Here is a 25,991-nt window from a genome sequence, read left to right on the forward strand (position 1 = left end):
GCGGCGTCCGGCACGGCCCCGGTCATGAGGCGCCGGCCACCCCCCGGACCGGTCGGGTCCCCAGGTGCTTCGCGGCGAACGCCAGGTCCAGGGCGACCTGCTTGATCCGCTCCTCCACCACCAGGGAGCCGTGGCCCGCGTCGTACCGGTACACCTCGTGGACCGCGCCCCGGGCCGCGAGCCGGCCGACGTAGTTGTCGATCTGGCGGATCGGGCAGCGCGGGTCGTTGACCCCGGCCGAGATGTGCACCGGGGCCTTCACCGCGTCCACGTACGTCAGCGGCGACGAGGCCGCGTACCGCTCGGGCACCTCCTCGGGCGAGCCGCCCAGGAGCGTCCGGTCCAGCGCCTTCAGGGCCTCCATCTCGTCCTCGTACGCCGCCACGTAGTCCGCGACCGGGACCGCCGCGAGGCCGACCGCCCAGGCGTCCGGCTGGGTGCCGAGCCCGAGGAGGGTCAGATAGCCGCCCCACGAGCCGCCGGAGAGGACGAGCCGCTCCGGGTCCGCGAGCCCGCTCGCCACCGCCCACGTCCGGACCGCGTCGACGTCCTCCAGCTCGATCAGGCCGACCCGGTGCTTCAGCGCGTCCGTCCACTCCCGGCCGTACCCCGTCGAGCCCCGGTAGTTGACCCGCACCACCGCGTACCCGTGGTCCAGCCAGGCCGCCGGGCCCGACGCGAAGGCGTCGCTGTCGTGCCAGGCCGGACCGCCGTGCACCTCGAAGATCGTCGGGAACGGGCCCTCGCCCTCCGCCGGGCGCTGCACGAGCGCGTGGACCCTGCCGCCGGGGCCCTCCACCCACACGTCCTCCACCGGCAGCGACGGCGGCGCCTTCGGGCCGGGCGGGTCCAGGACGACCCCGCCGTCCGTGGAGCGCACCACCGGCGGCTCGGCGGCCGAGGACCACAGGTACTCCACGCTGCCGTCCGGCCGGGCCGTCGCGCTCGACACCGAACCGGCCGGGGTGTCCACCCGCACCAGGGCGCCGGTGCCGATCTCGTACCGCCACAGCTCGCTGCGGGCCTCGAAGCCGTGCACGATCAGCAGGCCCGAGCCGTCCGGGTACCACTCCGCCGACACGTCGCCCGGCAGGTCGAGCCGCAGATCGGTCTCGGCGCCCGTCGCCACGTCCCAGAGCATCGGCTCCCAGCGCCCGCGCCGCTGGTGGCCGACGAGCAGCCGGGTGTCCCCGGCGGCCGGGGCGAAGCCCAGGACCGTGAGGCCCAGCTCCTCCGTGCCGCCCTTGGTGTCGTCGAGGTCCGCGACCACGCTCCCGTCCGAGGCGCGCAGGACCCGCAGCGCCGAGTGCATCGCGTCCCCGTGCTCGGTGTGCTCGACCGCGACCAGCGAGCCGTCGTACGACAGGTCGCCGACCCCGGCCGACTCCCGGTGCCGGTAGATCTCGACCGGGGCGCCGCCCCCGGGCCGTACGAGGTGGACCGTCGAGCCGTCCTCGTCCGTGGAGCGGCCCACCACGACCGTGCCCTCCCGGCCGATCGCGAGCCCGGCCGGGTAGGAGGGGGCCAGGTCCGGCACGGCCGGCTCGTCCGCGCCGCCCGCGAACGGCTGCCGCATCCACACCCCGAACTCGTCCCCGTCGGTGTCCGCGAACCACCAGACCCACGCGCCGTCCGGGGACAGCGTCCCGTCCGTCGTCCCGTTCGGCCGGTCCGTGGCCTGCCGCTGCTCCCCGGTCGCCCGGTCCCACGCGTACAGCTCGTACGTCCCCGTCGCGTTGGACACGAACAGCGAGCGGTCCGGCGCCTCCTCGGCCCACTCGGGCAGGGAGACGCGGGGCGCGCGGAAGCGCTGCTCCCAGACGGGCGCGTCGGGGCTCTCGTGATTCTCGGGCTTCCTGCTCTCAGTCATGGCACCCATCATGCTCCGGGCGGAGGGCCGTCGGGTCGCGTGCTCCGCAACCTGTGGATAACCTCGCCGACATGCACGATCCGACCCCCGAGGAGAGGGACGGGGCCGACCGGGCGGACTGGGACGAGCGCGTCCCGGCCCACGCGGCCGGCCCCGTCCACGACCTCGACGCCTTCCGCGCCGGCGAGGACGTCCTGCGGGACTTCGAGGTCGCGGAGGTCGGGGACGTCACCGGGCGCACCCTGCTGCACCTCCAGTGCCGCACCGGCCTGGACACCCTCTCCTGGGCCCGGCGGGGCGCCGCCCACGTCGTCGGCCTCGACCCCTCCGAGCAGGCCGTCGAGACCGCCCGCGCGCTCGCCGCCGACCTGGGCCTCGCGCAGGACCGGGCCGCCTTCGTCGCCGCCGGCGTGTACGACGCGGCCGAGGCCGTCCCCGACGGCTCGTACGACGTCGTCTACACCGGCGGCGGGGCGCTGCGCCGGCTGCCCGACGTCGAGCGCTGGGCGGAGACCGCCGCCTCGCTCGTCGCCCCCGGCGGCTTCCTCTACCTCGCCGAGTTCCATCCGCTGGCCGACTCGCTCGACGACGAGACCGGCAGCCGGGTCGTGCACGACTACTTCGTCCGCGACCCGTGGGCCGACGCCGCCCCCGGCGCGGACCGGGCGCACCCGGTCGGCGAGGTCGTCACGGCGCTCGCGCGGGCGGGCCTGCGGATCGACTTCCTGCACGAGCACGACGTCTCGTCCGTCCCCCGCTACGGCACCCTCCGGCGGCACGAGGACGGCTGCTACCGTTTCCCGGCGGACCGCCCCCGCGTCCCGCTGATGTACTCGGTCAGGGCGTCCCGCCCGGACACCTTCTAGGCCCCCCGCTCCGGGCGCACGTGGTGCGTCCGCCGTCCGTCCGGGCCGAGGACCTGCGCCCCGATCTTGTGCGTGCGCAGCGAGAGCGCGGTGCCCGTGATCCGCAGCGCCGGAGCGGCCCGTACGAGCACCGCCGTCACCTCGTGCAGCTCGTCGACGGTACGGAGCCACATCGCGAGCGCCAGGTTGTGCGGCCCGGTGACCGAGGTGACGAGCCGGGTCTGGCGCAGCCGGCCGAGCGCGGCGACCGTCTCCGGCACCTCCAGGGGCGGGATGTCCGCCGCGACCAGCGCCCACACCGGACGTCCGGAGAAGCGCGGCGCGGGCAGGCAGTGGTGGTGGAACGCGCCGGACGCCGTCAGGACGTCCAGCCTGCGCCGTACCGTCGACTCGCTCGTGCCGCACTGCCGGGCGAGCTCGGCGGCGCTGCGGCGGGCGTCCCCCGCCAGCTCCGCGACGATCCGCCGGTCCAGATCGGTGACGCGCGGGTACGCGCGCGCGTGGGTCCTGTTCCGCCGGTCCCCGCCCGTCAGCTCCGTGAGGTGCTGGATCTGCCCGGGGGTGAGCTGGTCGATCCGCGACCGGTACGGGCGGTTGTGCAGCCGCGTGACGACCTGCGCGCGGCACCTGAGCACCCCGGACAGGCGCCGCACCCGGCCGGCGAGGTAGGCGTCGAGGGCGTGGAGGTCGGGCGAGGCGACGAGCAGCACCAGGTCGGCGTCGCCGGTCACCTGGTGGACGCCGAGGGTGCAGGGGTCCTCCGAGAGCTCGCCCGCGGTGGCCTCGATGGCTCCGGCGACGCACTCCAGCTCCACCCACGCGTACAGGGTGGCCTCCTCGCCGTGCCGGGCGGCGAGCAGGGAACTCCAGGCGTAGCCCTTGCCGCTGAGGTGTTCCCAGCGCCGGGCGAGGGTGTCGGGGCTCGCCTCCAGGACGGCCGAGAGCTGGGTCCAGCTGGCGCGCGGGGCCATCTGCAGTGCGTGGATCAGCGCCAGATCCGCCTCTCCCAGGACGGATTCCCCGGTATCCATGCGCCTCCTTGGCCGATCCCCGGAAAACCCGGCCTGTGGGTTCCGAGGCGCCCCAGGATGTGCACCGGGGCACGTGCATTCAATCCCGTGACGGTGGCCTCCGCCATGACATCGGGCACAACGCGCGAACACGGCACGCGGGTACGGTCCGTGGGGCGCGCCACGGGTGCGACGGGCCACGGGCACGAAGGGCCGCCGCCGCACGGGCCGGGGCCCCACGGCACACACCCCACGCGCGCGTGAACCAGGGAGGGCGGGGATGACGAGGCACCTGCGGGGGGACGGCCGTCCGGCCGGAGAACCGGCCGGGGGCACGACCGGGCGCGCCCGGCGCGTCCGGCGCACCGGCCACATCCGGGACGCCGGGGACGCGGTAGGGGACGCCGGGGAGCCCGGAGACGCCGGAGGAGGCACCGGGGGCGCCTGGAGCGCCGGAGCCGGGGACCCCTCCGGGAGCGAGCTGCTCTGGGGCGAACCGGTGACCGCCGGCCAACTCGCCGCCGCCGAGAGCGGGTACGCCCGCTGCGACCCCGACGAACGCCTCCTGTGGGAGCGGCTCTCCGTCTTCGAGGGCGCCTTCTGCCGGGACGCCGTCCGCGAGGTGTGCGCCTCCGGCACGCTTCCCTCGGCACGGGTCCAGGCGGTCCTGGACCGGCTCGCCCCCCTCGCGCTGCTGCCCGTCGACGACCTGTTCGACGGCGAGGAGGACACGCCCCGCTACTGGATGCCGCTCCCCATGCGCGCGGTGGGCGCCCGCAGGCTCACCGAGCGCGGCGACCGCTGGGCCGTCGTCCTGCACCACCGCAGGTGGTGCGCCCGGCTCGCCCGGCGGGCCGCCGACCGGTGGCAGAGCGGCCGGCAGCTCGACGCCCGCGACCTCGCCCTGCGGGAACTCCCGGACCTGGCCGCCGCCATGGACCCCACGACCGCCCCGCTGTCGCCGAGCACCGAGGCCGGCACGGGCGTCGAGATCGCGGTCTCCCTGTGGTTCCTGTGGGTGGCCTGCGGACGGGTCGCCGAGGGCCGGACCCGGCTGCGGCACGCCCTCGCCCTGCACCCCGGGCCGCCGCCGGCCCGCGCGCTGTGGCTCGCCGCCCACCTGGAGCTGGAGGCGGGCCGCCCCGAGGACGCCGATCCGCTCCTCGTCCAGGCCTGGGCGGCGGCCGTGCGGGACGGCGACGACCGCTGTCTGGGCCTGCTCGCGCAGCTCCGCGGCTCCACCGCCCTCCACCAGGGGCGCACCCGCGCGGCGGCGGCCGAGTTCCGGGAGGCGCTGGCCCTGACGGAGGAGCCACCGGACTTCGGTCCCGGCCGTGAACTGGCCTGGGCCGGACTCGCGCTCGCCCTCGCCCGCACCGACCCGGAGTCCGCGCAGGAGGCCCTGGACCGGCTGCCGCTCGAACGGGCGGGGCGGTGGGCCTGGTCGGGGCGGGACCTGTGGGCCGACGCCTGGGCGCACCACGCGCGCGCCGAGCTGCTCGCCTGGGACGGGGAGCGGGGGAGGGCCGCCGACCACGCCCGGCGGGCGCTCCGCGCCCATCTGGCGCTCGGCTCGGCGGCGGGGACGTCCTGCGCGGCCGAACTCCTCGCGGAGCTGCGGATCGCGACCGGCAGGCCCGTCTCGGCGGCCCATCTCCTGGGCGCCGTGGACGTGCTGCGCAACTCCGTCTTCGGCGAGGCCTACCGCCCGGCGGCCTCCAGCACGACGGCGCGCAGACGCAGCGAGCGGTCCCTGCGGGAGGCGCTCGGCACGGAGGAACTGCGCCGGGCGTACGAAGAGGGCGCGAGCCTGGGCCTGTTCGCCCTCTCCGAGGAGTTCTAGGCCCGGCGCGCCCGCGGGCTCACGAGGTCACGGGCCCACGGGTTCACGAGGTCACGGGCCCACGCGGCCTCACGGCGTCACGATCGGAAACAGCGGATCGGGCTTCGTCACGTACGACAGGAGGCGGCCGAGCAGGGCCGGATCGCCCTCCACCCCGACCCCGAGCTCCGCGAGCCCCTGCCCGGCGAGCAGGCCGAGGAGCTGGTGCTTGGACAGGGTCAGGGTGAGCCCGGCGGGCGTCCGGGGATCGGTGACCGCCCGGTGGGTGAGGGCGCCGTTGTGCAGGGTGAGCCGCCGCCGCCCGCCCTCCGGGTCGTCCGTCAGGACCAGGTCGAGGGTCAGGTCGTCGTCCCAGGCGCGCGGCCCGTCGATCGCGACGGCGAGCGAGTCGACCAGCATGGGGACGGTGAGGGCCGCCGCCATCTCGGGGTTGGTGGTGTCGATGACCTCGCCCCCGGCCCCCTGCCGGAGCTCCTGCGCCGAGGTGAGGTAGAAGTTGCGCCAGGGGCCGTTCTCGGAGCCGTGTCCCAGCCGCTCGTAGATCCCGGCGAGGGCCTCCTTGGCCTCCTCGTGGACCGCGCTCGCCGGGCGCTCCTCGCCGACGGGGACCTCCGGCGCGGTGGCGAAGACCAGGTGGTTCAGGAGGGTCGCGGCGAACCGCAGGTCGCCCTCCTCCCCGTACGCGCGTGCCTTGGCGAGGGTCTCGGCGGGCCCGCCCGCCACCGCCACGTACCGCTTCGCGAGTTCGACCGGCGGATGCTCCCACAGGTGGGCCACGTTGCCGTCGAACCAGCCCAGGTAGCGCTGGTAGACCGCCTTCGCGTTGTGGTTGAGGGAGCCGTAGTACCCGCGCGCGTGCCAGGCGCGGGCGAGTGCCGGCGGCAGTTCGATCGTCTCGGCGATCTCCGGCGCGGTGAGGCCCTCGTTGAGCAGCCGCAGCGTCTGGTCGTGCAGGTACGCGTAGAGGTCGCGCTGCTCGGTCAGGAACCGCACCACCTCGTCGTGGCCCCAGGTCGGCCAGTGGTGGGAGGCGAAGGCGACGTCGTAGCGGCCGTGGAAGTACTCGATCGCCTCGTCGAGGTACGCGGACCAGATCCGGGCGTCCCGGACGACCGCTCCGCGCAGGGTCAGGACGTTGTGCATGTTGTGCGTGGCGTTCTCGGCCAGGCACAGGGCGCGGAGGTCGGGGAAGAGGAAGTTCATCTCGGCCGGGGCCTCGGTGCCCGGCGTGAGCTGGAAGACGATCCGCACCCCGTCGACCGTCTCCTCCTGGCCGGTCTCCGTGACGTCCACGGTCGGCGGGATCAGGCTGATGGTGCCGATGGAGGTGGTCTGGCCGAGTCCGGCGCCGATCTGGGCGTCCGGCGCCTTCGGCAGGTTCGCGCCGTACATGTAGCCCGCCCGGCGGGTCATGGCGTTGCCCGCGTACACGTTCTCGCTGACGGCGTGCTCCAGGAAGCCGGCCGGGGCGAGGACGGGCACGCCCTCCTCGGTGCCGTGCGGGAGGACGCCCCGGGCGCCGCCGAAGTGGTCGCCGTGCGAGTGGGTGTAGATCAGGCCGGTGACCGGGCGGTCGCCGCGGTGCTCCCGGTAGAGGGCGAGGGCCGCGGCGGCGGTCTCCGTGGAGATGAGCGGGTCGATGACGACGACCCCGCGCTCGCCCTCGACGAGCGTCATGTTCGACAGGTCGAGGCCCCGCACCTGGTAGACGCCCCCGGTGACCTCGTAGAGCCCCTGCCGGGCGCAGAGCCGCGACTGGCGCCAGAGGCTGGGGTGCGCGGTGTCGGGGCAGTCCGCCTCCAGGAACCGGTAGGCGTCGCCGTCCCAGACCGTCCGCCCGCCGTCGTCCGCGACCGTGCCGGGGGCGAGGGCGGCGAGGAAGCCCCGGTCGGCGTTCTCGAAGTCCGTCGTGTCCTCGAACGGGGGGAGGGTGTCGCTCATGGGCGGGGTGCTCCGTTCCGCGCGGGCGGTGCTCGCCGTACCGGCACGTGGTGGTCCACGCGTATGCGTACCGGTCCATCTGACCACCGGGCCCCCGCGCCCGCACGCCGGGGCGGAGGAGGGGGGAGGGGCGGGAGGAGCGGGCCGTACCTACTCTGGGAGGTACGGAGGTGACCCATGAGACGACGGCACCACTTCCACGTCGACCACCTCGGGCACTCGGTCTCCGCGACCGTGGAGACGGGCCACTCGACGGTCGTCGACGTGCTCGTCGACGGCAAGGAGACCGCCCGGGTCAAGATCGGACACGAGCGGCAGGTCGCCCTCCCGGTCGAACTGCCGACCGACCCGCCGACGACGGTGACGGTACGGGTGGCGGCGGGCCCCGGCGTACCGCGCTGCCTGCTGATCCCGGCGGACGGGGGCGATCCCCTGGTGATGGCACCGAGGGCGTACTGAGGGCCGGGGCGTACGTACGGGGCGACAGGGCCGTACGGGGCGCCCTCCGCCTCAGGAGAGCCAGGCCATCCCGATGATCATGAAGACCACGAAGGCGATGGCACCGGCCACGGCGGCCGTCTTGCGGGGGCGGCGCCGGGAGAGCTCCGCTAGCCCGCCGGTGGAGGCCGGGCGCTCGCGCCGCCGGGAGGAGGGCGCGGCGGTCCGGCCCGTCGTCTGCGGGGCGGGGGCGGAGGCGCGCCGGGCGGCGGGGGCGGACGCGCGCCGGGACGCGGGCGCGGACCCGGCGGAGCGGCGCGGCCCCGGGGCGGACGGGGCCTGGTGGCGGGCGCGCCAGGCGCCGGAGGAGAACCAGTCGGCGATGGCCTGCGCGGAGGGGCGCTGCTCCGGCTGCTTGGCCAGCAGGCTCAGCAGGTACGACTCGAACTCGGCCGGCAGCGCGACCCCGAGGTGCGCGGGCGGCGCCGGCGGGGTGTCGATGTGCTGGTAGAGCAGGGCGGTCGCGGTGTCCGCGTTGAACGGGGGTCTTCCGGTCAGCAGTTGGTAGAGCACGCAGCCCAGCGAGTACACGTCGGACGCGGGCGAGGCGGGCCGGCCGAGGGCCCGCTCGGGCGCCAGGTAGAGCCCGGTGCCCACGATCTGACCGGTCGTCGTGAGCGCGGCCGAGGGGTCGTCGACGAAGCGGGCGATGCCGAAGTCGGCGAGCTTGACCGTCCCTTCGGCGTCGATGAGCAGGTTCCCCGGCTTGATGTCCCGGTGCACCACGCCCTGCCGGTGCGCGGCCGCGAGCCCGGCGGCGGCGTGCGCGGCGACGACGGCGACCCGCTCGGGCGGCAGGACCAGGGGGTCGGAGGGGCTTCCGGCGAGGCTGTCGCCCTCGACCAGCTCCATGACGAGGAACAGCTTCCCGTCCCACGTGCCGAAGTCGAAGACGCCCACCACGTGCGGGTGGCTCAGCCGGGCGGCGGTCTGCGCCTCCAGGCGGAACCGGTCGCCCGCGGAGGGGTCGGCCGTGTTCGCCAGCATCAGCTTCACGGCCACGGCCCGGCCGAGGACCTCGTCGGTGGCCTGCCACACCTCGCCCATGCCGCCCCGGCCGATACACACGTGAAGCCGATATCGGTCCGCGACCAGCACCTGGAGACCACCCTTTCGAAGATCGATCAACCTGACGGAAGGGGACCAGCGTAGAGCCGCGCGGTCGCGCTCCTCGCCGCGCTCCCCCCGAACGCCCCCTCGGTGCACGACATGCGTGGTGCGGATGAACGCGAGGTGTCGGGGGCGGCTAGCATCGCGGCCCGTGGGGCCTTCGAGGCCTGCGAGGACTCTTTGGCCTGCGAGGAACGGAGCGGATCGTGGCGCGACCGCGTATCGGCGTGGCGGTACTGACGATGGGCACGCGCCCGACCGAACTGCGGGCGCTGCTCGACGCGGTGGCGGGCCAGGACGAGCCGGCCGCCCGGATCGTGGTCGTCGGCAACGGCACGGGAACCCTCCCGGAGCTGCCCGAGGGCGTGACCGGTGTCGAACTGCCCGAGAACCGGGGGGTGTCGGGCGGCCGGAACGTCGCGATCGAGACGCTCCGTTCCTTCGGGGACGTGGACGTGGTGGTGGACCTCGACGACGACGGCCTCCTCGTCGACCGGGACGTCTTCCGCCGCCTCGCGGACCTGTACGGGGCGGACCCGGCGCTCGGCGTCGTCTCGTTCCGGATCGCGGACGAGACCGGCGAGACCCAGCGCCGCCACGTGCCCCGCCTCGGCGCGAAGGACCCGCTGCGCGGCGGCGAGGTGACGACCTTCCTGGGCGGCGGCCACGGCCTGTCGATGCGGATGCTCGACGCGATCGGCGGCTGGCCGGAGGAGTTCTTCTTCACCCACGAGGAGACGGACCTCGCCTGGCGGGCCCTGGACGCGGGCTGGAAGGTCGTCTACGCGCCGGAACTGCTCCTCCAGCACCCCAGGACCAGTCCGGCCCGGCACGCCGTCTACTACCGGATGACGGCCCGCAACCGCGTCTGGCTGGCCAAGCGCAACCTTCCGGCCCTCCTCGTCCCCGTCTACCTCGGCGTCTGGACCCTCCTCACCGTGGCCCGCACCCGCTCCCTCCCGGGCCTCGGCGCCTGGTTCGCCGGCTTCGCCGAGGGCATCCGCCGCCCGGCCGGCCCCCGCACCCCGATCCGCTGGTCGACGGTCCTGCGCATGACGCGGCTGGGGCGGCCGCCGGTGATCTAGGAGGCTCGGGAGGGGCCGCGGCGTTCCGTGCCGCGGCCCCCGCGTGGCACTGCCCGCCGAGAACGGAAAACAGAAACAGGTCAGGCGGCCACTGAATCCAGTGACCGCCTGACCTGCTGTTTCGGCTGTCGGGGTGGCGGGATTTGAACCCACGACCTCTTCGTCCCGAACGAAGCGCGCTGCCAAGCTGCGCTACACCCCGATGTCGCTGCTCTGCGTGTTCACGTCGCGGCGACATCGATTACTTTAGCCCACGCGCGCGCTGAGGCGAAATCCGGTATTCGGGGGCGCCGCCCCGGGGTCAGGGGCGGGCCGTCAGGGTGAGGAGGGTGGCCTCCGGGGGGCAGGCGAAGCGGACCGGGGTGAAGCGGTTGGTGCCGCAGCCCGCCGAGACGTGCAGGTAGGACGTGCGGCTCCCGACCGTGTGGGTGGAGAGGCCCCGCGCCCGGTCCGTGTCCAGGTCGCAGTTGGTGACGAGCGCCCCGTAGAGGGGGACGCGGAGCTGGCCGCCGTGGGTGTGCCCGGCCAGGACCAGCTCGTACCCGTCCGCCGTGAAGGCGTCCAGGGAGCGCAGGTACGGGGCGTGGACCACGCCCACCGTGAAGTCGGCGTCCGGGTCCGGGCCGCCCGCCACCCGGTCGTACCGGTCGCGCTTGATGTGCGGGTCGTCCAGGCCGGTGAACGCCAGCTCGGCCCCCGACAGCTTCAGCCGCCCCCGGGTGTTGGTGAGGTCCACCCAGCCCGCCGCGTCGAAGGCGTCCCGCATCCCCTCCCAGGGGTTGTGGACGGCGCCGACGGCCGGCTTGTTGCCGTTGAGGCCGTGGCGGCCCTGCGCCTTCTCCAGGAGGTAGCGGGCGGGGTTGCGCAGCTTGGGGCCGTAGTAGTCGTTGGAGCCGAAGACGTACACGCCCGGGAACTCCATCAGCGGCCCGAGCGCGTCCAGGACCTCCGGCACCGCCTCGGCGTCGGAGAGGTTGTCGCCGGTGTTGACGACGAAGTCCGGGCGGAGTCCGGCGAGCGACTGGAGCCAGGACCGCTTCTTGCGCTGGCCGCTCACCATGTGGATGTCGGAGACCTGGAGGACCCGCAGGTCGCCCATGCCCCGGGGAAGGACCGGGACCGTCACCCGGCGGAGCCGGAAGGAGCGGGCTTCGAAGCCCGCCGCGTAGACGAGTCCGGCCGCGACCGTCGCCGTGAGGCCTGCCGTGATCTTCAGGGGGATCCCGTACCGTGCGCGCATCCCCCCATCGTCGCAGACCCGTGCGAGGGAAATGCGCGGGCGGTCGGGGTGCGGCACCTGCCACACTTGGGTCATGACCACGCTCAAGGCGAAGCTCCACGACGACCTCAACGCCGCGATCAGGGAGCGCGACGAACTGCGCTCCTCGACCCTGCGGCTGACCATCACCGCGATCACCAAGGAGGAGGTCGCGGGCAGGACCAAGCGCGAACTCTCCGACGACGAGGTGCGGAAGGTGATCGCGAAGGAGGCGAAGAAGCGCCGCGAGGCCGCGGACGCCTTCGAGCAGGGCGGTCGCCACGAGTCCGCCGAGCGCGAGCGGGCCGAGGGCGTCCTCCTGGACGCGTACCTGCCGAAGCAGCTCGGCGACGAGGAGCTCGACGGGATCGTCGCGGCGGCCGTCGAGGAGGCGAAGGCGGCGGGCGCCGAGGGGCCGCGCGCCATGGGCGCCGTCATGAAGATCGTGAACCCGAAGGTGGCCGGCCTGGCGGAGGGCGGCCGGGTCGCCGCCGCCGTGAAGAGGCTGCTCGCGGGCTGACTCCCGCGAGGAGTACGAGAGAGGGCGCCCCCGCCGTGCGGGGGCGCCCTCTCTCGTGCGCTCGGAAGGCCACTGGTACGGGTACCGGCGCCGGTCTCAGTCGAAGATGCCCGGCGGGAGCGTGATCCCGGGGACGTTCGGCCCGCGGCCACCGGGCTTGCCGTCGCGGGGCTTGTTGGGCTTCCCGGGCTTGTTCGGGCCCTGCTCCCCCTCCCCCTCCTTCTCCTTGTCCCCGGGCGTCTCGGCCCGCGGTACGGAGACGGTGTTGAAGGACGGCGTCTGGCCGGCGTCCAGCGCGCCCGTCATCGCGACCTTCCAGATCGGACCGGGGAGGCAGCCGCCGCAGACCTTGGGGTAGTACTCGCCGCCGATGGTGATCCTGAACATCGACGTGTCCTTCTTGCCGATGTCGTCGCCCACCCAGACCGCGGTGGAGAGGTTCGGGGTGTAGCCGACGAACCAGGCGTCCATGCGGTCGTTGGTCGTACCGGTCTTGCCCGCGTTGTCGCGGTCGCTCAGACCGGCCTTCGTACCGGTGCCGTCCTCGACGACGCCCTTCAGCATCTGGTTGATCGTGTCGGCGGTCCGGTCGCTCATCGCCCGCGTGCACTTCGTCTGCGGCACGTTGAGCTTGTCGCCGTTGGCGGCCTTGATCGACTCGATGGCGACCGGGGTGCAGTACAGGCCCCGGTTGGCGAAGGTCGCGTAGGCGGACGCCATCGACAGCGGGGTGCTGACCTCGCCGCCGAGGGTGATCGAGGGGTTCTCCTCGATCGGCTTGCCGTCACCGCGCTCGTAGCCCAGCTTCCGCGCCATCTGCACGGTCTCGCAGAGGCCGGTCTGCTGCTCCAGGAGCGCGAAGTAGGTGTTGATGGACTTGCCGAGCGCGCCCGTCATGTCCCAGGTGCCGGCCTCCTCCTCCAGCTCGTTCTGCAGCTCCCACTTGTCGTAGCCGGTGGGGGAGCCCTTGCAGGTGCGGAAGGAGTTGTTCTCCAGCTCGATCTTCCACGGCGTGGTGTACGTCTGGGCGGGGCTGATGCCCTTCTCCAGCGCCGCGGCGGCGGTGATCGGCTTGAAGGTCGAGCCGACCTGGAAGCCGTAGGTGCTGCCGCCCATCCGGTTGGCGACGCCGAGGTTGAGCGTCGTCTCGTGCTTCTTCGGGTCCAGGCCGTACGGGCGGGACTGGCCCATCGAGAGGATCTTGCCGGTGCCGGGCTGGACCTGCACCACCGAGGCGGCGACCGGGTCGTCCTTGTTGACCTTCGCGGTGGCGGCCTCGTTGGCGGCGGCCTGCGCGCGCGGGCTGAGCGTGGTCTTGACGGTGAGGCCGCCCAGGTTCCACAGCTTCTGGCGCTCCTCGGACGTCTTGCCGAAGACCGGGTCGGTGAGGATCGTCTTGCGGACGTAGTCGCAGAAGAAGCCGGCGCCGTGGACGGCGGTGATGCAGCCGTTCTTCGGGGTCTTCACCTTCAGCTTCAGCGGGGCGGCCTTCGCCTCGTCCGCCTCGGCCTGGCTGATGTCCTTCACGTCGGCCATCCGCTGGAGGACCACGTTGCGGCGCTTGGTCGCCTCTTCGACGTCGTTGATCGGGTCGTAGCGGCTGGGCGACTGGACGAGACCGGCCATCATCGCCGCCTCGCCGAGGTTCAGGTCGGCGGCGTGCTTGGAGAAGTACCGCTGCGAGGCGGCCTCGATGCCGTACGCCTGCTGCCCGAAGAACGTGATGTTGAGGTAGTTCTCCAGGATCTTCTTCTTGCCCAGCTCCTCCTCGACCTGGATCGCGAACTTCAGCTCGCGGACCTTGCGGCCGATGGTCTGCTGGGTGGCCTGCGCGACCTTCTCGGGGTCGTCGCCGGCCTCCTCGACGAAGACGTTCTTCACGTACTGCTGGGTGAGCGTCGACGCGCCCTCGGAGACCCCGCCGGACTGCGCGTTCCGGTTGATCGCGCGCAGCACGCCCTTGAGGTCGACCGCCCCGTGCTCGTAGAAGCGCCCGTCCTCGATCGCGACGATCGCCTTCTGCATGTACGGGGAGATCTTCTCGATCGGGACGACCGTCCGGTCCCGCGAGTACACCGTGGCGATCAGACCGCCCTTGGAGTCCAGGATCCTGGTGCGCTGACTCAGCGGCGGGGTCTTCAGATTGGAGGGGATCTCGTCGAACCCCTCGACCGTGCCCTTCGCGGCCAGCCCGAGTGCGCCGGCCGCGGGCAGGGCGATGCCTGCCAGCACGGCTCCGGCGAGCACGCTGACACCGAGGAACTTGGCGGCCTGCTGGGTCCCGGTCAGGCCACCGCCCGAGCGCTTCTTTGCCATGGGGGGCAGCCTAATCCGTAGACATGAGCGAACAGCGGGAGCGGGGGCCTCTCGGAGCGTTCGGGTACCGGACCGTGACATCCACGGGTGGTGCGGAGGCGCCGGGCGCCCGCCTTCCCATTCGCCGGACACGCGCACAGGCCTTGGCCTAAGCTGCTCACAACTGTCACAGCGGTGCGGTCCCACCACAAGGCCCGGTTGTGACGTCGGCATGAATTTCCGTGACCCCGAATCACGGGAAGCTCGTGTCCGATTCCGGCTCATGCGTGACGTGGTGTCCGAAGTGACACCGCCGAGGAAGGGCATATCCGCGAGGTATGTCCTTTATTCCACGCATGTCCATCGATCACTCCCCTGGGTGATCTGACGCGCACGCATAGTCCGTTCGGGCCATTCAAGATTGGGCCCGAAGGGGGTGTTGCGCTGTGCCCACCTTCCGTAACGTCCCAACTGGCAGCGGTGAATATGCCGCTGCCGCCGTGGGGGAGCCTCGATTCGGGAGAGGACGGCGCCGGTATGGGCTGGGTAGCTGACTGGAGTGCGCAGGCGGCCTGCCGCACTACCGATCCGGATGAACTTTTCGTGCAGGGAGCGGCGCAGAACAGGGCGAAGGCGGTGTGCACCGGATGCCCGGTGCGGACCGAGTGCCTCGCCGACGCCCTCGACAACCGCGTGGAGTTCGGCGTGTGGGGCGGGATGACGGAGCGCGAGCGCCGCGCCCTGCTGCGCCGGAGACCGACCGTCACCTCGTGGCGCCGGCTCCTGGAGACCGCGCGCACGGAGTACGAGCGGGGAGCGGGCCTGCTGCCCGTGGCGATGGACGACGACGCGACGTACGAGGCGTACGCGGCGGTCGGCTGAACGCGCCGGGGCGCACGCCCCCGACGCGGTGAGTATGACCGGCCGGAGGACGGCCGGTCGGAGGGTGACCGGGAGACCGGGAGACGGTGGTGGCGGCTGGCTCAGGCCGAGGGCGTTCGCCCGCCTGTGAGCCGGTCACCGATGGCCCGCAGCCCGGCGAGGTCGTGCACATCGCCGGGCAGGGCGGCCACTTCCGCCACGGCCACCTCGGGGTGGCGCGCGGTGAAGCGGTCACGCGTGTGCCGCTCGCGCGCGAGCACCCGCATGCGTTCGGCGTGCAGACGCAGGAGCCCGGCGGTGAGATGCCGTACGTCCACGTCCACTTCCGCGTCCACGTCCGTGGCGTCGATGTCATCCGTGTCGTCGTCGTGCTGTGCGGCCGGGTCGGCTGTGGCTGTGGGGGCAGCCTCGGACCCGGCGGATACGGCAGGTGCGGCGGCGGTGGCGAGTTCGGAGGGCTCGGGGTCGGTGGCCGGGGAGCCACGCTCACCAGTCTTCCCGTCCCCCTGATCCACAATGCGATCCTCGTCAAGATTTTCCGCGGCGGCCCGCGCCCGCTCCGCCGACAGGCCGGCGGCCCCGCTGCCGTGCACGCGGTTGAGGACGAGACCGGCCAGCGGCATCTCCTCGGCGGCCAGCCGCTCCACGAAGTACGCGGCCTCGCGCAGCGCGTCCCGCTCCGGCGTGGCCACCACCAGGAAGGCCGTGCCCGGCGCCTGGAGCAGCTTGTACGTGGCGTCCGCGCGGGTCCGGAAACCGCCGAACATCGTGTCCATCGCCGCCACGAACGTCTGCACGTCCTTGAGGAACTGACCCCCGAGCAGCTTTCCGAGCGTCCCCGTCATCATCGACATGCCGACGTTCAGGAACTTCATCCCGGCCCGGCCGCCGACCTTCGCCGGGGCCATGAGCAGCTTGATGAACTTCCCGTCCAGGAAGGACCCGAGCCGCTTCGGCGCGTCCAGGAAGTCCAGGGCGGACCGGGACGGCGGGGTGTCGACGACGATCAGGTCCCACTCGTCGCGCGCCCGGAGCTGGCCCAGCTTCTCCATCGCCATGTACTCCTGCGTACCGGCGAACCCGGCCGACAGGGACTGGTAGAAGGGGTTCTCCAGGATCGCCCGGGCCCGCCCGGCGTCCGCGTGCGCCTCGACGATCTCGTCGAAGGTCCGCTTCATGTCGAGCATCATCGCGTGCAGCTCGCCGCCGTCGGAGCCCTTGATGCCCTCCACCTTGCGCGGGGTGTTGTCGAGGGAGTCGATCCCCATCGACTGTGCGAGGCGGCGGGCCGGGTCGATGGTGAGGACGACGACGCGCCGCCCGCGCTCCGCCGCCCGCACGCCGAGGGCCGCCGCCGTGGTCGTCTTGCCGACCCCGCCCGCGCCGCAGCAGACGATGATGCGGGTGCCCCGGTCGTCGAGCAGCGGGTCCAGCTCCAGCACGGGAGCGGTGTCGAGCCCGTCGGCGGTCCGGGCGGAAGCTGTGTCGGTCCCGTCGGCGCCCGGTACGGGAGCCGGGTCGAGCCCGTCGGCGGCCGGCACGGGAGCCGGGTCGAGCCCGTCGACGGCCGGCACGGGAGCCGGGTCGAGCCCGTCGGCGGTTCCGCCCGCGGCGGCGGTCGCAGTCTTCTCCGTCACGCGCCCACCCCTTGCCTCCGCAGTTCCTTCGCCAGTCGGTAGAGCCCCGCGATGTCTCCCCCGTCCCCCAGGTACGGAAGCTCGTACGCGGGGACGCCGATGCCGTCCAGGACGGCGCGCTGCGCCCGCTCCAGCTCCACCCGCCGGGCGTGCTCGGCCGCCTGGTCGAGGAGCGGCTCGACGAGCTGCGCGGAGCCCGTGACGCCGACGGAGGCCAGGGTCCTCGCGATCGCCTTCCGGTGGTCGCCGGAGGCGGCCCGTACCGCAGCGGCGTCGAGGACGTGCGGCCGGACCATGTTCACCACGACCCGCCCCACCGGGAGTTCGGCCGCGCGGAGCTCCGCGATGCCGTCCGCCGTCTCCTGGACCGGCATCTCCTCCAGGAGGGTCACCAGGTGGACGGCCGTCTCGGGGGACTTGAGGACCCGCATGACGGCCTGCGCCTGGTTGTGTATCGGGCCGATCCTGGCCAGGCCGGCCACCTCGTCGTTGACGTTGAGGAAGCGGGTGATGCGGCCGGTGGGCGGCGCGTCCATGACCACGTGGTCGTAGGTCGGGCGGCCGTCCTTCTCCCGCCGCCGGACCGCCTCGCACGCCTTGCCGGTCAGCAGGACGTCCCGTACGCCCGGCGCTATCGTCGTCGCGAAGTCGATCGCGCCGAGCTTCTTCAGGGCCCGCCCCGCGCTGCCCAGTTTGTAGAACATCTGGAGGTAGTCGAGGAGCGCGCGCTCGGCGTCGATCGCCAGCGCGAACACCTCCCCGCCACCCGGGGCGACGGCGATCTTGCGCTCCTCGTACGGAAGCGTCTCCGTCTCGAAGAGCTGTGCGATGCCCTGCCTGCCTTCGACCTCGACGAGGAGGGTCCGCTTCCCCTCCGTCGCGAGGGCGAGGGCGAGGGCGGCGGCGACCGTCGTCTTACCGGTACCGCCCTTGCCGCTGACGACCTGGAGCCTGCTCACGCTGTCGAGCCTAACCACTGGCGGGCGCGCCCAATCAGGAGGCCGCCCCCGAGAAGCTCCCTAGGGGGCGCCTCGGGGACGCGCGGGAGGCCTTTCGGAGAGCCGCCCGGCGAGCGGCCCGGGGTCCGCCGGGAGAGCCGCCTCGGAAAAGCGCCCCGCGGCAGCGGATACAGTCGGGCCCATGACCAAGTGGGAGTACGTCACGGTGCCGCTTCTGGTGCACGCGACCAAGCAGATTCTGGACACCTGGGGCGAGGACGGCTGGGAGCTCGTCCAGGTCGTGCCCGGGCCGAACAACCCCGAGCAGCTCGTGGCCTACCTGAAGCGGCCCAAGTCGTGAGCGGGGCCGTCGAGGCGAAGCTCGCCGAGCTGGGCCTGACCCTGCCGGAGGTCGTCCCTCCGCTGGCCACGTACCAGCCGGCCGTGCAGTCGGGCGTCTACGTCTACACCTCGGGCCAGCTCCCGATGGTGGCGGGCAAGCTCCCGGTGACCGGCAAGGTCGGCGCCGAGGTCACCGCCGAGGAGGCCAAGCAGCTCGCCGCCACGTGCGCGCTCAACGCCCTCGCGGCCGTGAAGTCGGTCGCCGGTGACCTCGACCGCGTCAAGCGCGTCGTGAAGGTCGTCGGCTTCGTCGCCTCCGCCGCCGACTTCACCGGGCAGCCGGGCGTCGTCAACGGCGCCAGCGAGCTGCTCGGCGCCGTCCTCGGCGAGAAGGGCGTGCACGCGCGCAGCGCCGTCGGCGTGGCCGTGCTGCCGCTCGACGCGCCGGTCGAGGTCGAGATCCAGGTCGAGCTGACCGAGGCCTGACCGCCGCCACCCCTACCGCCGCAAGCACGCGCGCGTGGGCGGGGCGCAGTACGTGAACACGCGCGTACGCGCGCGTGGAGCAGACCGCAGTACGCGCGCGAAGGCCGGCCGTCCCCCGTCGGGGCGGCCGGCCTTCGCGCGTCGCGGGGTCCCCGTCCACCGGCTCGCCCTCGTGCATTCCCGCGCTTGCGCATAGCATCCGGCCATGTCGAATGGTCAGTCGAAGCAGTCGAACGGTCAGTGGTACCCGCCGGAGTGGCCCGACCGCATCCGCGCCCTCGCCGCCGGTGAGCTGACCCCGGTGGTGCCCCGGCGCGCCGCCACCGTCCTGCTCCTCCGCGACGGTGCCGCCGGGCCCGACGTCCACATGCTGCGCCGCCGCACCTCGATGGCCTTCGCGGGCGGCGCGTACGCCTATCCCGGCGGTGGCGTCGACCCGCGCGACGAGCACCCGGTGCGCTGGGCGGGCCCGTCCCGGGAGACCTGGGCGGCCCGGCTCGGCCTCGACGACCCCGCGCAGGCCCAGGCCGTGGTCTGCGCCGCCGTGCGCGAGACGTATGAGGAGGCGGGCGTGCTGCTCGCCGGGGAGACCGAGGACGGGGTCGTCGGGGACACGACGGGCGAGGACTGGGAGCGGGACCGGGAGGCGCTCGTCGCCCGCGAGCTGTCCTTCGCGGACTTCCTCGACCGGCGCGGGCTCGTCCTGCGCTCCGACCTGCTCGGCGCCTGGGCCCGCTGGATCACGCCCGAGTTCGAGCAGCGCCGGTACGACACCTGGTTCTTCGTGGCCGCCCTCCCGGCCGGGCAGCGCACCCGGAACGCCTCCACCGAGGCCGACCGCACGGTCTGGATCCGCCCGGCGGAGGCCGCCGCCGGCTACGACCGGGGCGAGCTCCTGATGATGCCGCCGACGATTTCCACCCTGCGCACCCTGGAGCCGTACGGGACGGCCGCCGAGGCCCTCGCGGCGGCGGAGGCCCAGGACCTGGCCCCCGTGCTCGCCCGGGCGCGCCTGGAGGGCGAGGAGCTGGTCCTGAGCTGGCCGGGCCACGAGGAGTTCACCAAGATCATCCCGACCGGGGGTGCGCGATGAGCGACGCCGCCGCCCTGCCCGGACAGCCGCGCGGGCTCGTGGTCACCGGGCCCGCGACCGACCGCGCCGTGAACGTCCTGGCGCCCAACCCGTCCGCGATGACCCTCGACGGCACCAACACCTGGCTGCTCTCCGAGCCCGGCTCGGACCTGGCCGTCGTCGTCGACCCCGGCCCGCTCGACGAGGGCCACCTGCGGAACGTGATCGACACCGCCGAGAAGCTCGGCAAGCGGGTCGCGCTCACCCTGCTCACCCACGGCCACCCGGACCACGCGGAGGGCGCGGGACGCTTCGCCGAGCTGACCCGGACGCCCGTGCGGGCCCTCGATCCGGCGCTCCGGCTCGGCGACGAGGGGCTCGGCGAGGGGGACGTGGTGACGGTCGGCGGCCTGGAGCTGCGGGTCGTCGCGACGCCCGGCCACACCTCGGACTCGCTCTCCTTCCACCTGCCCGCCGACCGGGCGGTCCTGACCGGCGACACGATCCTGGGGCGCGGGACGACGATGGTCGCGCACCCGGACGGGCGCCTCGGGGACTACCTGGACTCGCTGCGCCGGCTGCGCTCGCTGACCGTCGACGACGGGGTGCACACGGTCCTGCCGGGCCACGGGCCGGTCCTGGAGGACGCCCAGGGGGCCGTGGAGTTCTACCTCGCGCACCGGGCGAGCCGGCTCGCCCAGGTCGAGACGGCGGCCGAGAACGGCCTCCGCACGGCGCCTGAGGTCGTCGCCCACGTGTACGCGGACGTGGACCGCTCCCTGTGGCCGGCGGCCGAGCTGTCGGTGCGGGCGCAGCTGGAGTACCTGCGGGAGCGCGGACTGATCTGACCGGCGCCCCGGGGCGGTCCGGGCCCGGCAGCGGAGGCCGGGGTGCGGTTGCCGGGAGGCGGCATGGCCCGGCGGGTACGCCATGCTTTACGGTCCCTTTACGTCCGTTGTCTCGGCCATCGTTCCACCGGGGGGATTTCTCGTGTTCGTCCTGGCCATTCTTCTGCTCATAGCGGCGGTGGTGCTCTACTTCGTGGGGCGCTCCCTGGACCGCACCGGCCTCCGCCTCGGCGCGCTGGGCGCGCTGATCGCCGCCCTCCTCGCGGGCATCACCAGCGTCGTCCACGTGGTCGGCGCGTACGAGGTGGGCGTGCCGGTGACCTTCGGCAAGGTGGGGTCGCCCATGACGCCCGGCGTGAACGTGATCTCGCCGTTCACCACGGTCACCTCCTTCTCCACCCGCCCGGTGGACCTGAACCTGTCCGACCAGGACGTGGTCGAGGTCCGTTCCTCGCAGGGCGGTGTGATGGAGGCCGAGGTGACCGTGAAGTGGGCGGTCGCGCCGTCCAAGGCCGTGGAGCTGTACCGGCTCGCCGGCAGCGAGTCCGCCATCCAGCAGCGGCTGGTCTTCCCGGACAGCCGGGAGATCATCCGCAACGTCTTCGCCCGCCACACCAGCGAGGAGGGCTACAGCTCCGCCCGCGAGAAGATCAACGCGGAGATCGCCAGCCTGGTCAAGGAGCGCCTGGCCCCGCGCGGCATCGACGTGACCACGGTCAACCTGCGCAACGTGAAGCCGTCCAAGGCGCTGCAGGACCAGATCGACCGCAAGATCCAGCAGCAGCAGGCGACCGAGCGCGCCCTCGAGGCCGCCCGCACCGCCAAGGCCGAGTCCGACCGGCGCCGGATCGAGGCGGAGGGCATCGCCCGCGCCAACAAGATCCTCAACGACTCGCTGACGGACAAGGTCCTGATGAACCAGTGCATCGACGCCTTCAAGGAGGCGGCGGCGGCGAACCCGATCTACACCGTGCCCTGCGCGAACGGCGGTTCCGCTCCGGTGATCGTGGACGGCACCAAGCGCTGATCCGGTAGTCCGGCAGTACGCGCGTACGTACGGAGAAGGCCGTCCCCGGGAGCCGGGGGCGGCCTTCTTCACGTGTACGCGCGTGCGTATCTCCTGCTTACCGCTTACCGCTTACCGCTTACCGCGAGCGCTTCGCGAGGCGCTCCACGTCGAGGAGGATCACGGCGCGGGCCTCCAGGCGCAGCCAGCCGCGCTGGGCGAAGTCCGCGAGCGCCTTGTTGACCGTCTCGCGGGAGGCGCCGACGAGCTGGGCCAGCTCCTCCTGGGTGAGGTCGTGGACGACGTGGATGCCCTCCTCCGACTGCACGCCGAAGCGGCGCGACAGGTCGAGGAGCGCGCGGGCGACACGGCCCGGCACATCGGAGAAGACCAGGTCGGACATCTGGTCGTTGGTCTTGCGCAGGCGGCGGGCGACCGCGCGCAGCAGCGCGGTGGCCACCTCGGGGCGGGCGTTCAGCCAGGGCTGGAGGTCGCCGTGGCCCAGGCCGAGCAGCTTGACCTCGGTCAGCGCGGTCGCGGTGGCGGTGCGCGGGCCCGGGTCGAAGAGGGACAGCTCGCCGATGAGCTCGCCGGGGCCGAGGACGGCCAGCATGTTCTCGCGGCCGTCGGGGGAGGTGCGGTGCAGCTTCACCTTGCCCTCGGTGACCACGTACAGGCGGTCGCCGGGGTCGCCCTCGTGGAAGAGCGCGTCGCCACGGGCGAGCGTCGCCTCACTCATCGAGGCGCGCAGCTCGGCAGCCTGCTCGTCATCGAGCGCCGCGAAGAGCGGGGCGCGCCGCAGAACGTCGTCCACGAGTTCTCTCCATACTGTCGACCTGCTCACGGGATCCGGATCCCATGATGCCGGACGTACAAAACAGTGCGATCAATCACAACAAGTTTGACGCACCGTGCCGCACTTCCGTACGTCAGGGACCCGATCGGGGGCTGATCGGCCGTGCCCGGGGCAGATGTCGGTGGCGGCCCCTAGGCTGGCCGCGTGTCCAACTCGCCGGTGAGAGCGCAGGCCAAGGGGGCTGTAGGAGTGTCCGCCGAAAGTAATTCCGCCGTGGGCGAACAGGGTGCGTCGAAACGGGTGAAAGCGACAAATCGGAAGTCTTCGCCCGAGCCGGGACGCGCCGCCGGAGCCCGCCCGGCCCGCGCCGCCCGGCAGGGGACGCGCCGCGCGGACACGACGGAGAAGTCCCGCGCGGCCACGACGGAGAAGCCCCGCGCCGCCAAGCCCGAGTCGCGGCTCGCGATGGTGCGGCGGGCGCGGCGGATCAACCGCGAGCTGGCCGAGGTCTATCCGTACGCCCACCCGGAGCTCGACTTCCGCAACTCCTTCGAACTGCTCGTCGCCACGGTCCTCTCGGCCCAGACCACCGACCTGCGGGTCAACCAGACCACCCCCGCCCTCTTCGCGAAGTACCCCACCCCCGAGGACCTCGCCGCCGCCGTGCCCGAGGAGGTCGAGGAGCTGATCCGGCCGACCGGCTTCTTCCGCGCCAAGACCAAGTCGATCATGGGCCTCTCCGCCGCCCTCCGGGACGACTTCGGCGGCGAGGTGCCCGGCCGCCTGGAGGACCTGGTCAAGCTCCCCGGCGTCGGCCGCAAGACCGCCTTCGTCGTCCTCGGCAACGCCTTCGGGGTCCCCGGCATCACCGTCGACACCCACTTCATGCGCCTCGCCCGGCGCTGGCGGTGGACCGAGTCCGACGACCCGGTGAAGATCGAGGCCGAGGTCGCCACGATCTTCCCGAAGAGCGAGTGGACCATGCTCTCGCACCGGGTGATCTTCCACGGCCGCCGCATCTGCCACGCCCGCAAGCCCGCGTGCGGCGCCTGCCCGATCACCCACCTCTGCCCGTCTTACGGGGAGGGCGAGACCGATCCGGAGAAGGCGGCGAAGCTGCTCAAGTACGAGAAGGGCGGCTTCCCCGGCCAGCGGCTCAACCCGCCGCCCGACTACCCGGGCCGCCCGGCTCCGCCCCTGGGCGCGGGCGGCTGAGCCCGACGCCCTCCGCCTCCGGCCGGGGAGCCGACCCCGGGAACGATCCCGCCCATCCATCGCGTTGTGAACCAACGGGGGTGCCTATGACGCGCACTGAAGAAGAGACCCAGGGGCACGGGGCCCACGGGTCCGAGCCGCGTGGGTACGAGGCCGGCGGCTTCGGCACCGGCGGTCTCGTCAGCCGCGACGGCCTGCCCGCCTGGCTCGCCCCCGTCGACCGGGCCGCCCTCACCGTCCGGCCCGAGCAGTTGAGCCGCTTCCTGCCGCCCGCGAGCGGGGACGGGCGCCAGTCCGCCGTCCTCGTCCTCTTCGGCGAGGGCGAGCGGGGCCCCGAGCTGCTCCTCATGGAGCGCGCCGGCACCCTTCGCTCGCACGCCGGACAGCCCTCCTTCCCCGGCGGCGCCCTTGACCCCGAGGACGGCGTCCCCGAGGACGGCGGGCTGCTGCGCGCCGCCCTGCGCGAAGCCCAGGAGGAGACCGGGCTCGACCCCTCCGGCGTCCAGCTCTTCGGCGTGCTGCCCCGGCTCTACATCCCGGTCAGCCGCTTCGTCGTCACCCCGGTCCTCGGCTGGTGGCGCGCCCCGAGCCCGGTCGGGGTCGTCGACCCCGGAGAGACCGCCCGCGTCTTCACCGTCCCCGTGGCGGATCTCACGGACCCGCGCAACCGCGCGACCAGCGTCCACCCCAGCGGACACAAAGGCCCGGCGTTCCTGGTCGAATCCGCCCTGGTCTGGGGTTTCACGGCCGGGGTGATCGACCGGATCCTCCACTTCGCCGGCTGGGAGCTGCCCTGGGACAGGTCCAGAGAGGTCCCGCTCGACTGGCGCTCATGACAGGCTGACCCCGGGGCGACCGGAAACGAATCTGCGAGGCTATTGACGGTGAACGTGCTGGACATCTTGTTGCTGCTCGCCGCCGTGTGGTTCGCGATCATCGGTTACCGCCAGGGATTCGTGGTCGGCATCCTCTCGGTGATCGGCTTCCTCGGCGGCGGTCTCGTCGCCGTCCTGCTGCTCCCGGTCCTCTGGAACGAATTCACCGACAACAGCGAGGTCTCGACCACGGCGACGGTCGTCTTCGTGATGGTGGTCATCGTCTGCGCCTCCGTCGGCCAGGCCTTCACCACCCACCTCGGCAACAAGCTGCGCCGGCACATCACCTGGTCGCCCGCGCGCGCCCTCGACGCCACGGGCGGCGCCCTGGTCAACGTCGTCGCGATGCTGCTCGTGGCCTGGCTGATCGGCTCGCTCATCGCCAACACCTCGATGCCCACCCTGGGCAAGGAGGTGCGGAGTTCCAGGGTGCTGCTCGGCCTGGAGCGGGTGATGCCGGAACAGGCGTCCGGCTGGTTCGCCGACTTCCGCTCCACGCTGGCCCGCAGCGGCTTCCCGCCGGTCTTCAGCCCCTTCGTCAACGAGCCCATCACCCCGGTCACGCCCCCCGACCCGGCGCTCGCCGACAGCCCGGTCGCCGCCCGCGCCCAGCGCTCCATCGTGAAGGTCGTCGGCACCGCGCAGAGCTGCGGCAAGGTCCTCGAAGGCACCGGCTTCGTCTTCGCCGAGCGCCGCATCATGACCAACGCCCACGTCGTCGGCGGCGTCGACGAGCCGACCGTCCAGATAGGCGGCGAGGGCAGGCTCTACGACGCCAAGGTCGTCCTCTACGACTGGCAGCGCGACATCGCCGTCCTGGACGTGCCGGACCTCAAGGCCACCCCGCTCGTCTTCGCCGACGAGGACGCCCGCAGCGGTGACGGCGCGATCGTCGCCGGCTTCCCGGAGAACGGCGCGTACGACGTGCGCTCGGCGCGCGTCCGGGGCCGCATCGGCGCCGACGGCCCCGACATCTACAGCCGTGGCCAGGTCAACAGGGACGTCTACTCGCTGTACGCGACGGTCCGCCAGGGCAACTCCGGCGGCCCGCTCCTCACCGAGGACGGCGAGGTGTACGGCGTGATCTTCGCCCGCTCCCGCGACGACGCGAACACGGGCTACGCCCTGACGGCCGACGAGGTCCGCGGGGACGTCGAGCGCGGCCTGGCGGCCAACCAGCAGGTCGACACCCAGGGCTGCGCCCTCTGACGTTCCCGCGTGCTCCTCGTACTCCCCCCGGAAGACCTTCCCGGAGGGTCTTCTTCCGGAAGGTCAGCCGCGGGGGTGCCTGAGCCGGGCCGAGACCCAGCGGGCCCGGCGGCGCAGGATGCGCGAGATCCCCACCCCTTGCACGGCGTGCGTACGGCCCGGCTCCGGAGGCCCTCCCCTTTCGAGGGGTCCCGGTCCGGCGGCCGAGCCGCGGTCGCGTGTCGTCGTGTCACCGTAGTCGTGCGTCCAGCCCATACCCGGACGTCTGCCCGTGCCCCAAGGTCGGTAACCTCCCCGGGGCCCGCCAATCGGAGTATGCGCGAGGCACATGGCCGTTCGAGGCAACTCCGTTCGTCGAACAGGGGTCCGACGGTCTGTCAGCGGCTCCG

General features: G+C 73.2%; 24 protein-coding genes and 1 tRNA gene. 14 read left to right on the forward strand and 11 right to left on the reverse strand.

The window, feature by feature from the left end:
• Positions 1 to 22: 22 nt before the first annotated feature.
• Complete coding sequence (locus tag AB0398_RS10315) at positions 23 to 1,879, reverse strand: prolyl oligopeptidase family serine peptidase (protein ID WP_366373548.1); 1,857 nt, start codon at positions 1,877 to 1,879, stop codon at positions 23 to 25.
• 62 nt (positions 1,880 to 1,941) lie between these two features.
• Between AB0398_RS10315 and AB0398_RS10320 the strand changes: the two genes are divergently transcribed.
• Positions 1,942 to 2,736: a class I SAM-dependent methyltransferase gene (locus tag AB0398_RS10320; RefSeq protein WP_366373550.1), complete on the forward strand. Its 795-nt coding sequence runs from the start codon at positions 1,942 to 1,944 to the stop codon at positions 2,734 to 2,736.
• Here the strand turns inward: AB0398_RS10320 and AB0398_RS10325 are convergent.
• Positions 2,733 to 3,767, reverse strand: coding sequence for an Lrp/AsnC family transcriptional regulator (locus AB0398_RS10325; protein WP_366373552.1), 1,035 nt, complete (start codon positions 3,765 to 3,767; stop codon positions 2,733 to 2,735). The two genes, AB0398_RS10320 and AB0398_RS10325, sit on opposite strands and share 4 nt — an antisense overlap.
• A 259-nt stretch (positions 3,768 to 4,026) precedes the next feature.
• On the opposite strand from AB0398_RS10325, the gene AB0398_RS10330 reads away from it, so the two are divergent.
• Positions 4,027 to 5,589, forward strand: a complete 1,563-nt coding sequence (locus tag AB0398_RS10330) for a tetratricopeptide repeat protein (RefSeq protein ID WP_366373553.1) — start codon at positions 4,027 to 4,029, stop codon at positions 5,587 to 5,589.
• A gap of 69 nt (positions 5,590 to 5,658) precedes the next feature.
• On the opposite strand, the gene AB0398_RS10335 is transcribed toward AB0398_RS10330, so the two are convergent.
• Positions 5,659 to 7,530 carry an alkyl sulfatase dimerization domain-containing protein gene (locus tag AB0398_RS10335; RefSeq protein ID WP_366373555.1) on the reverse strand — a complete coding sequence of 624 codons (1,872 nt, stop codon included), beginning with the start codon at positions 7,528 to 7,530 and terminating at the stop codon, positions 5,659 to 5,661.
• A gap of 177 nt (positions 7,531 to 7,707) precedes the next feature.
• Here AB0398_RS10335 and AB0398_RS10340 point away from each other — a divergent pair, with 177 nt between their 5' ends.
• Positions 7,708 to 7,989, forward strand: coding sequence for a hypothetical protein (locus AB0398_RS10340; protein WP_366373556.1), 282 nt, complete (start codon positions 7,708 to 7,710; stop codon positions 7,987 to 7,989).
• 51 nt (positions 7,990 to 8,040) lie between these two features.
• On the opposite strand, the gene AB0398_RS10345 is transcribed toward AB0398_RS10340, so the two are convergent.
• Positions 8,041 to 9,126: a serine/threonine-protein kinase gene (locus tag AB0398_RS10345; protein WP_366373558.1), complete on the reverse strand. Its 1,086-nt coding sequence runs from the start codon at positions 9,124 to 9,126 to the stop codon at positions 8,041 to 8,043.
• 218 nt (positions 9,127 to 9,344) lie between these two features.
• Between AB0398_RS10345 and AB0398_RS10350 the strand changes: the two genes are divergently transcribed.
• The gene (locus tag AB0398_RS10350; RefSeq protein WP_366373559.1) at positions 9,345 to 10,223 is read left to right on the forward strand and encodes a glycosyltransferase family 2 protein; all 879 of its coding nucleotides are present in this window, start codon (positions 9,345 to 9,347) and stop codon (positions 10,221 to 10,223) included.
• Positions 10,224 to 10,351: 128 nt separating this feature from the next.
• On the opposite strand, the gene AB0398_RS10355 is transcribed toward AB0398_RS10350, so the two are convergent.
• A tRNA-Pro gene (locus tag AB0398_RS10355) sits at positions 10,352 to 10,425 on the reverse strand.
• A gap of 99 nt (positions 10,426 to 10,524) precedes the next feature.
• Positions 10,525 to 11,463: a metallophosphoesterase gene (locus AB0398_RS10360; RefSeq protein WP_366373561.1), complete on the reverse strand. Its 939-nt coding sequence runs from the start codon at positions 11,461 to 11,463 to the stop codon at positions 10,525 to 10,527.
• Positions 11,464 to 11,536: 73 nt separating this feature from the next.
• Here AB0398_RS10360 and AB0398_RS10365 point away from each other — a divergent pair, with 73 nt between their 5' ends.
• Positions 11,537 to 12,001, forward strand: a complete 465-nt coding sequence (locus tag AB0398_RS10365; protein WP_366373563.1) for a GatB/YqeY domain-containing protein — start codon at positions 11,537 to 11,539, stop codon at positions 11,999 to 12,001.
• Between the two features lie 96 nt (positions 12,002 to 12,097).
• Here AB0398_RS10365 and AB0398_RS10370 read toward each other — a convergent pair whose 3' ends face one another.
• The gene (locus tag AB0398_RS10370) at positions 12,098 to 14,317 is read right to left on the reverse strand and encodes a transglycosylase domain-containing protein (protein ID WP_366373564.1); all 2,220 of its coding nucleotides are present in this window, start codon (positions 14,315 to 14,317) and stop codon (positions 12,098 to 12,100) included.
• 516 nt (positions 14,318 to 14,833) lie between these two features.
• On the opposite strand from AB0398_RS10370, the gene AB0398_RS10375 reads away from it, so the two are divergent.
• Positions 14,834 to 15,178, forward strand: a complete 345-nt coding sequence (locus tag AB0398_RS10375; protein ID WP_030206027.1) for a WhiB family transcriptional regulator — start codon at positions 14,834 to 14,836, stop codon at positions 15,176 to 15,178.
• 101 nt (positions 15,179 to 15,279) lie between these two features.
• Here AB0398_RS10375 and AB0398_RS10380 read toward each other — a convergent pair whose 3' ends face one another.
• Positions 15,280 to 16,620, reverse strand: coding sequence for an ArsA family ATPase (locus AB0398_RS10380; protein WP_366373736.1), 1,341 nt, complete (start codon positions 16,618 to 16,620; stop codon positions 15,280 to 15,282).
• A 191-nt stretch (positions 16,621 to 16,811) separates the two neighbouring features.
• Positions 16,812 to 17,774 carry an ArsA-related P-loop ATPase gene (locus tag AB0398_RS10385; protein ID WP_366373566.1) on the reverse strand — a complete coding sequence of 321 codons (963 nt, stop codon included), beginning with the start codon at positions 17,772 to 17,774 and terminating at the stop codon, positions 16,812 to 16,814.
• Between the two features lie 181 nt (positions 17,775 to 17,955).
• Between AB0398_RS10385 and AB0398_RS10390 the strand changes: the two genes are divergently transcribed.
• The 5 genes from AB0398_RS10390 to AB0398_RS10410 all read left to right on the forward strand — a co-directional run bounded on the left by AB0398_RS10390 (position 17,956) and on the right by AB0398_RS10410 (position 21,528).
• On the forward strand, positions 17,956 to 18,114 hold the full coding sequence (locus AB0398_RS10390) for a DUF4177 domain-containing protein (RefSeq protein ID WP_106969341.1): 159 nt from the start codon (positions 17,956 to 17,958) through the stop codon (positions 18,112 to 18,114).
• Positions 18,111 to 18,581: a RidA family protein gene (locus AB0398_RS10395; RefSeq protein WP_366373568.1), complete on the forward strand. Its 471-nt coding sequence runs from the start codon at positions 18,111 to 18,113 to the stop codon at positions 18,579 to 18,581. Before AB0398_RS10390 ends, AB0398_RS10395 begins: the two co-directional genes overlap by 4 nt.
• A gap of 205 nt (positions 18,582 to 18,786) precedes the next feature.
• On the forward strand, positions 18,787 to 19,674 hold the full coding sequence (locus AB0398_RS10400) for an NUDIX hydrolase (protein ID WP_366373570.1): 888 nt from the start codon (positions 18,787 to 18,789) through the stop codon (positions 19,672 to 19,674).
• The gene (locus AB0398_RS10405; protein WP_366373572.1) at positions 19,671 to 20,501 is read left to right on the forward strand and encodes an MBL fold metallo-hydrolase; all 831 of its coding nucleotides are present in this window, start codon (positions 19,671 to 19,673) and stop codon (positions 20,499 to 20,501) included. Before AB0398_RS10400 ends, AB0398_RS10405 begins: the two co-directional genes overlap by 4 nt.
• A 142-nt stretch (positions 20,502 to 20,643) precedes the next feature.
• Positions 20,644 to 21,528, forward strand: coding sequence for a prohibitin family protein (locus AB0398_RS10410; protein WP_366373574.1), 885 nt, complete (start codon positions 20,644 to 20,646; stop codon positions 21,526 to 21,528).
• 118 nt (positions 21,529 to 21,646) lie between these two features.
• On the opposite strand, the gene AB0398_RS10415 is transcribed toward AB0398_RS10410, so the two are convergent.
• Positions 21,647 to 22,321, reverse strand: coding sequence for a Crp/Fnr family transcriptional regulator (locus tag AB0398_RS10415; RefSeq protein WP_015034542.1), 675 nt, complete (start codon positions 22,319 to 22,321; stop codon positions 21,647 to 21,649).
• Between the two features lie 282 nt (positions 22,322 to 22,603).
• Here AB0398_RS10415 and nth point away from each other — a divergent pair, with 282 nt between their 5' ends.
• The 3 genes from nth to AB0398_RS10430 all read left to right on the forward strand — a co-directional run bounded on the left by nth (position 22,604) and on the right by AB0398_RS10430 (position 25,602).
• Positions 22,604 to 23,518, forward strand: coding sequence for an endonuclease III (nth, locus tag AB0398_RS10420; protein WP_366373576.1), 915 nt, complete (start codon positions 22,604 to 22,606; stop codon positions 23,516 to 23,518).
• 86 nt (positions 23,519 to 23,604) lie between these two features.
• Positions 23,605 to 24,354 carry a CoA pyrophosphatase gene (locus tag AB0398_RS10425; RefSeq protein ID WP_366373578.1) on the forward strand — a complete coding sequence of 250 codons (750 nt, stop codon included), beginning with the start codon at positions 23,605 to 23,607 and terminating at the stop codon, positions 24,352 to 24,354.
• 48 nt (positions 24,355 to 24,402) lie between these two features.
• A complete protein-coding gene (locus tag AB0398_RS10430) occupies positions 24,403 to 25,602 on the forward strand; it encodes a MarP family serine protease (RefSeq protein WP_366373580.1) in 1,200 nt (399 codons plus the stop codon).
• A gap of 63 nt (positions 25,603 to 25,665) precedes the next feature.
• On the opposite strand, the gene AB0398_RS10435 is transcribed toward AB0398_RS10430, so the two are convergent.
• Positions 25,666 to 25,857 carry a hypothetical protein gene (locus AB0398_RS10435; RefSeq protein ID WP_366373582.1) on the reverse strand — a complete coding sequence of 64 codons (192 nt, stop codon included), beginning with the start codon at positions 25,855 to 25,857 and terminating at the stop codon, positions 25,666 to 25,668.
• Between the last annotated feature and the right edge of the window lie 134 nt (positions 25,858 to 25,991).

This window comes from Streptomyces sp. NPDC086147 (assembly GCF_040702165.1).
Lineage (GTDB): Bacteria > Actinomycetota > Actinomycetes > Streptomycetales > Streptomycetaceae > Streptomyces.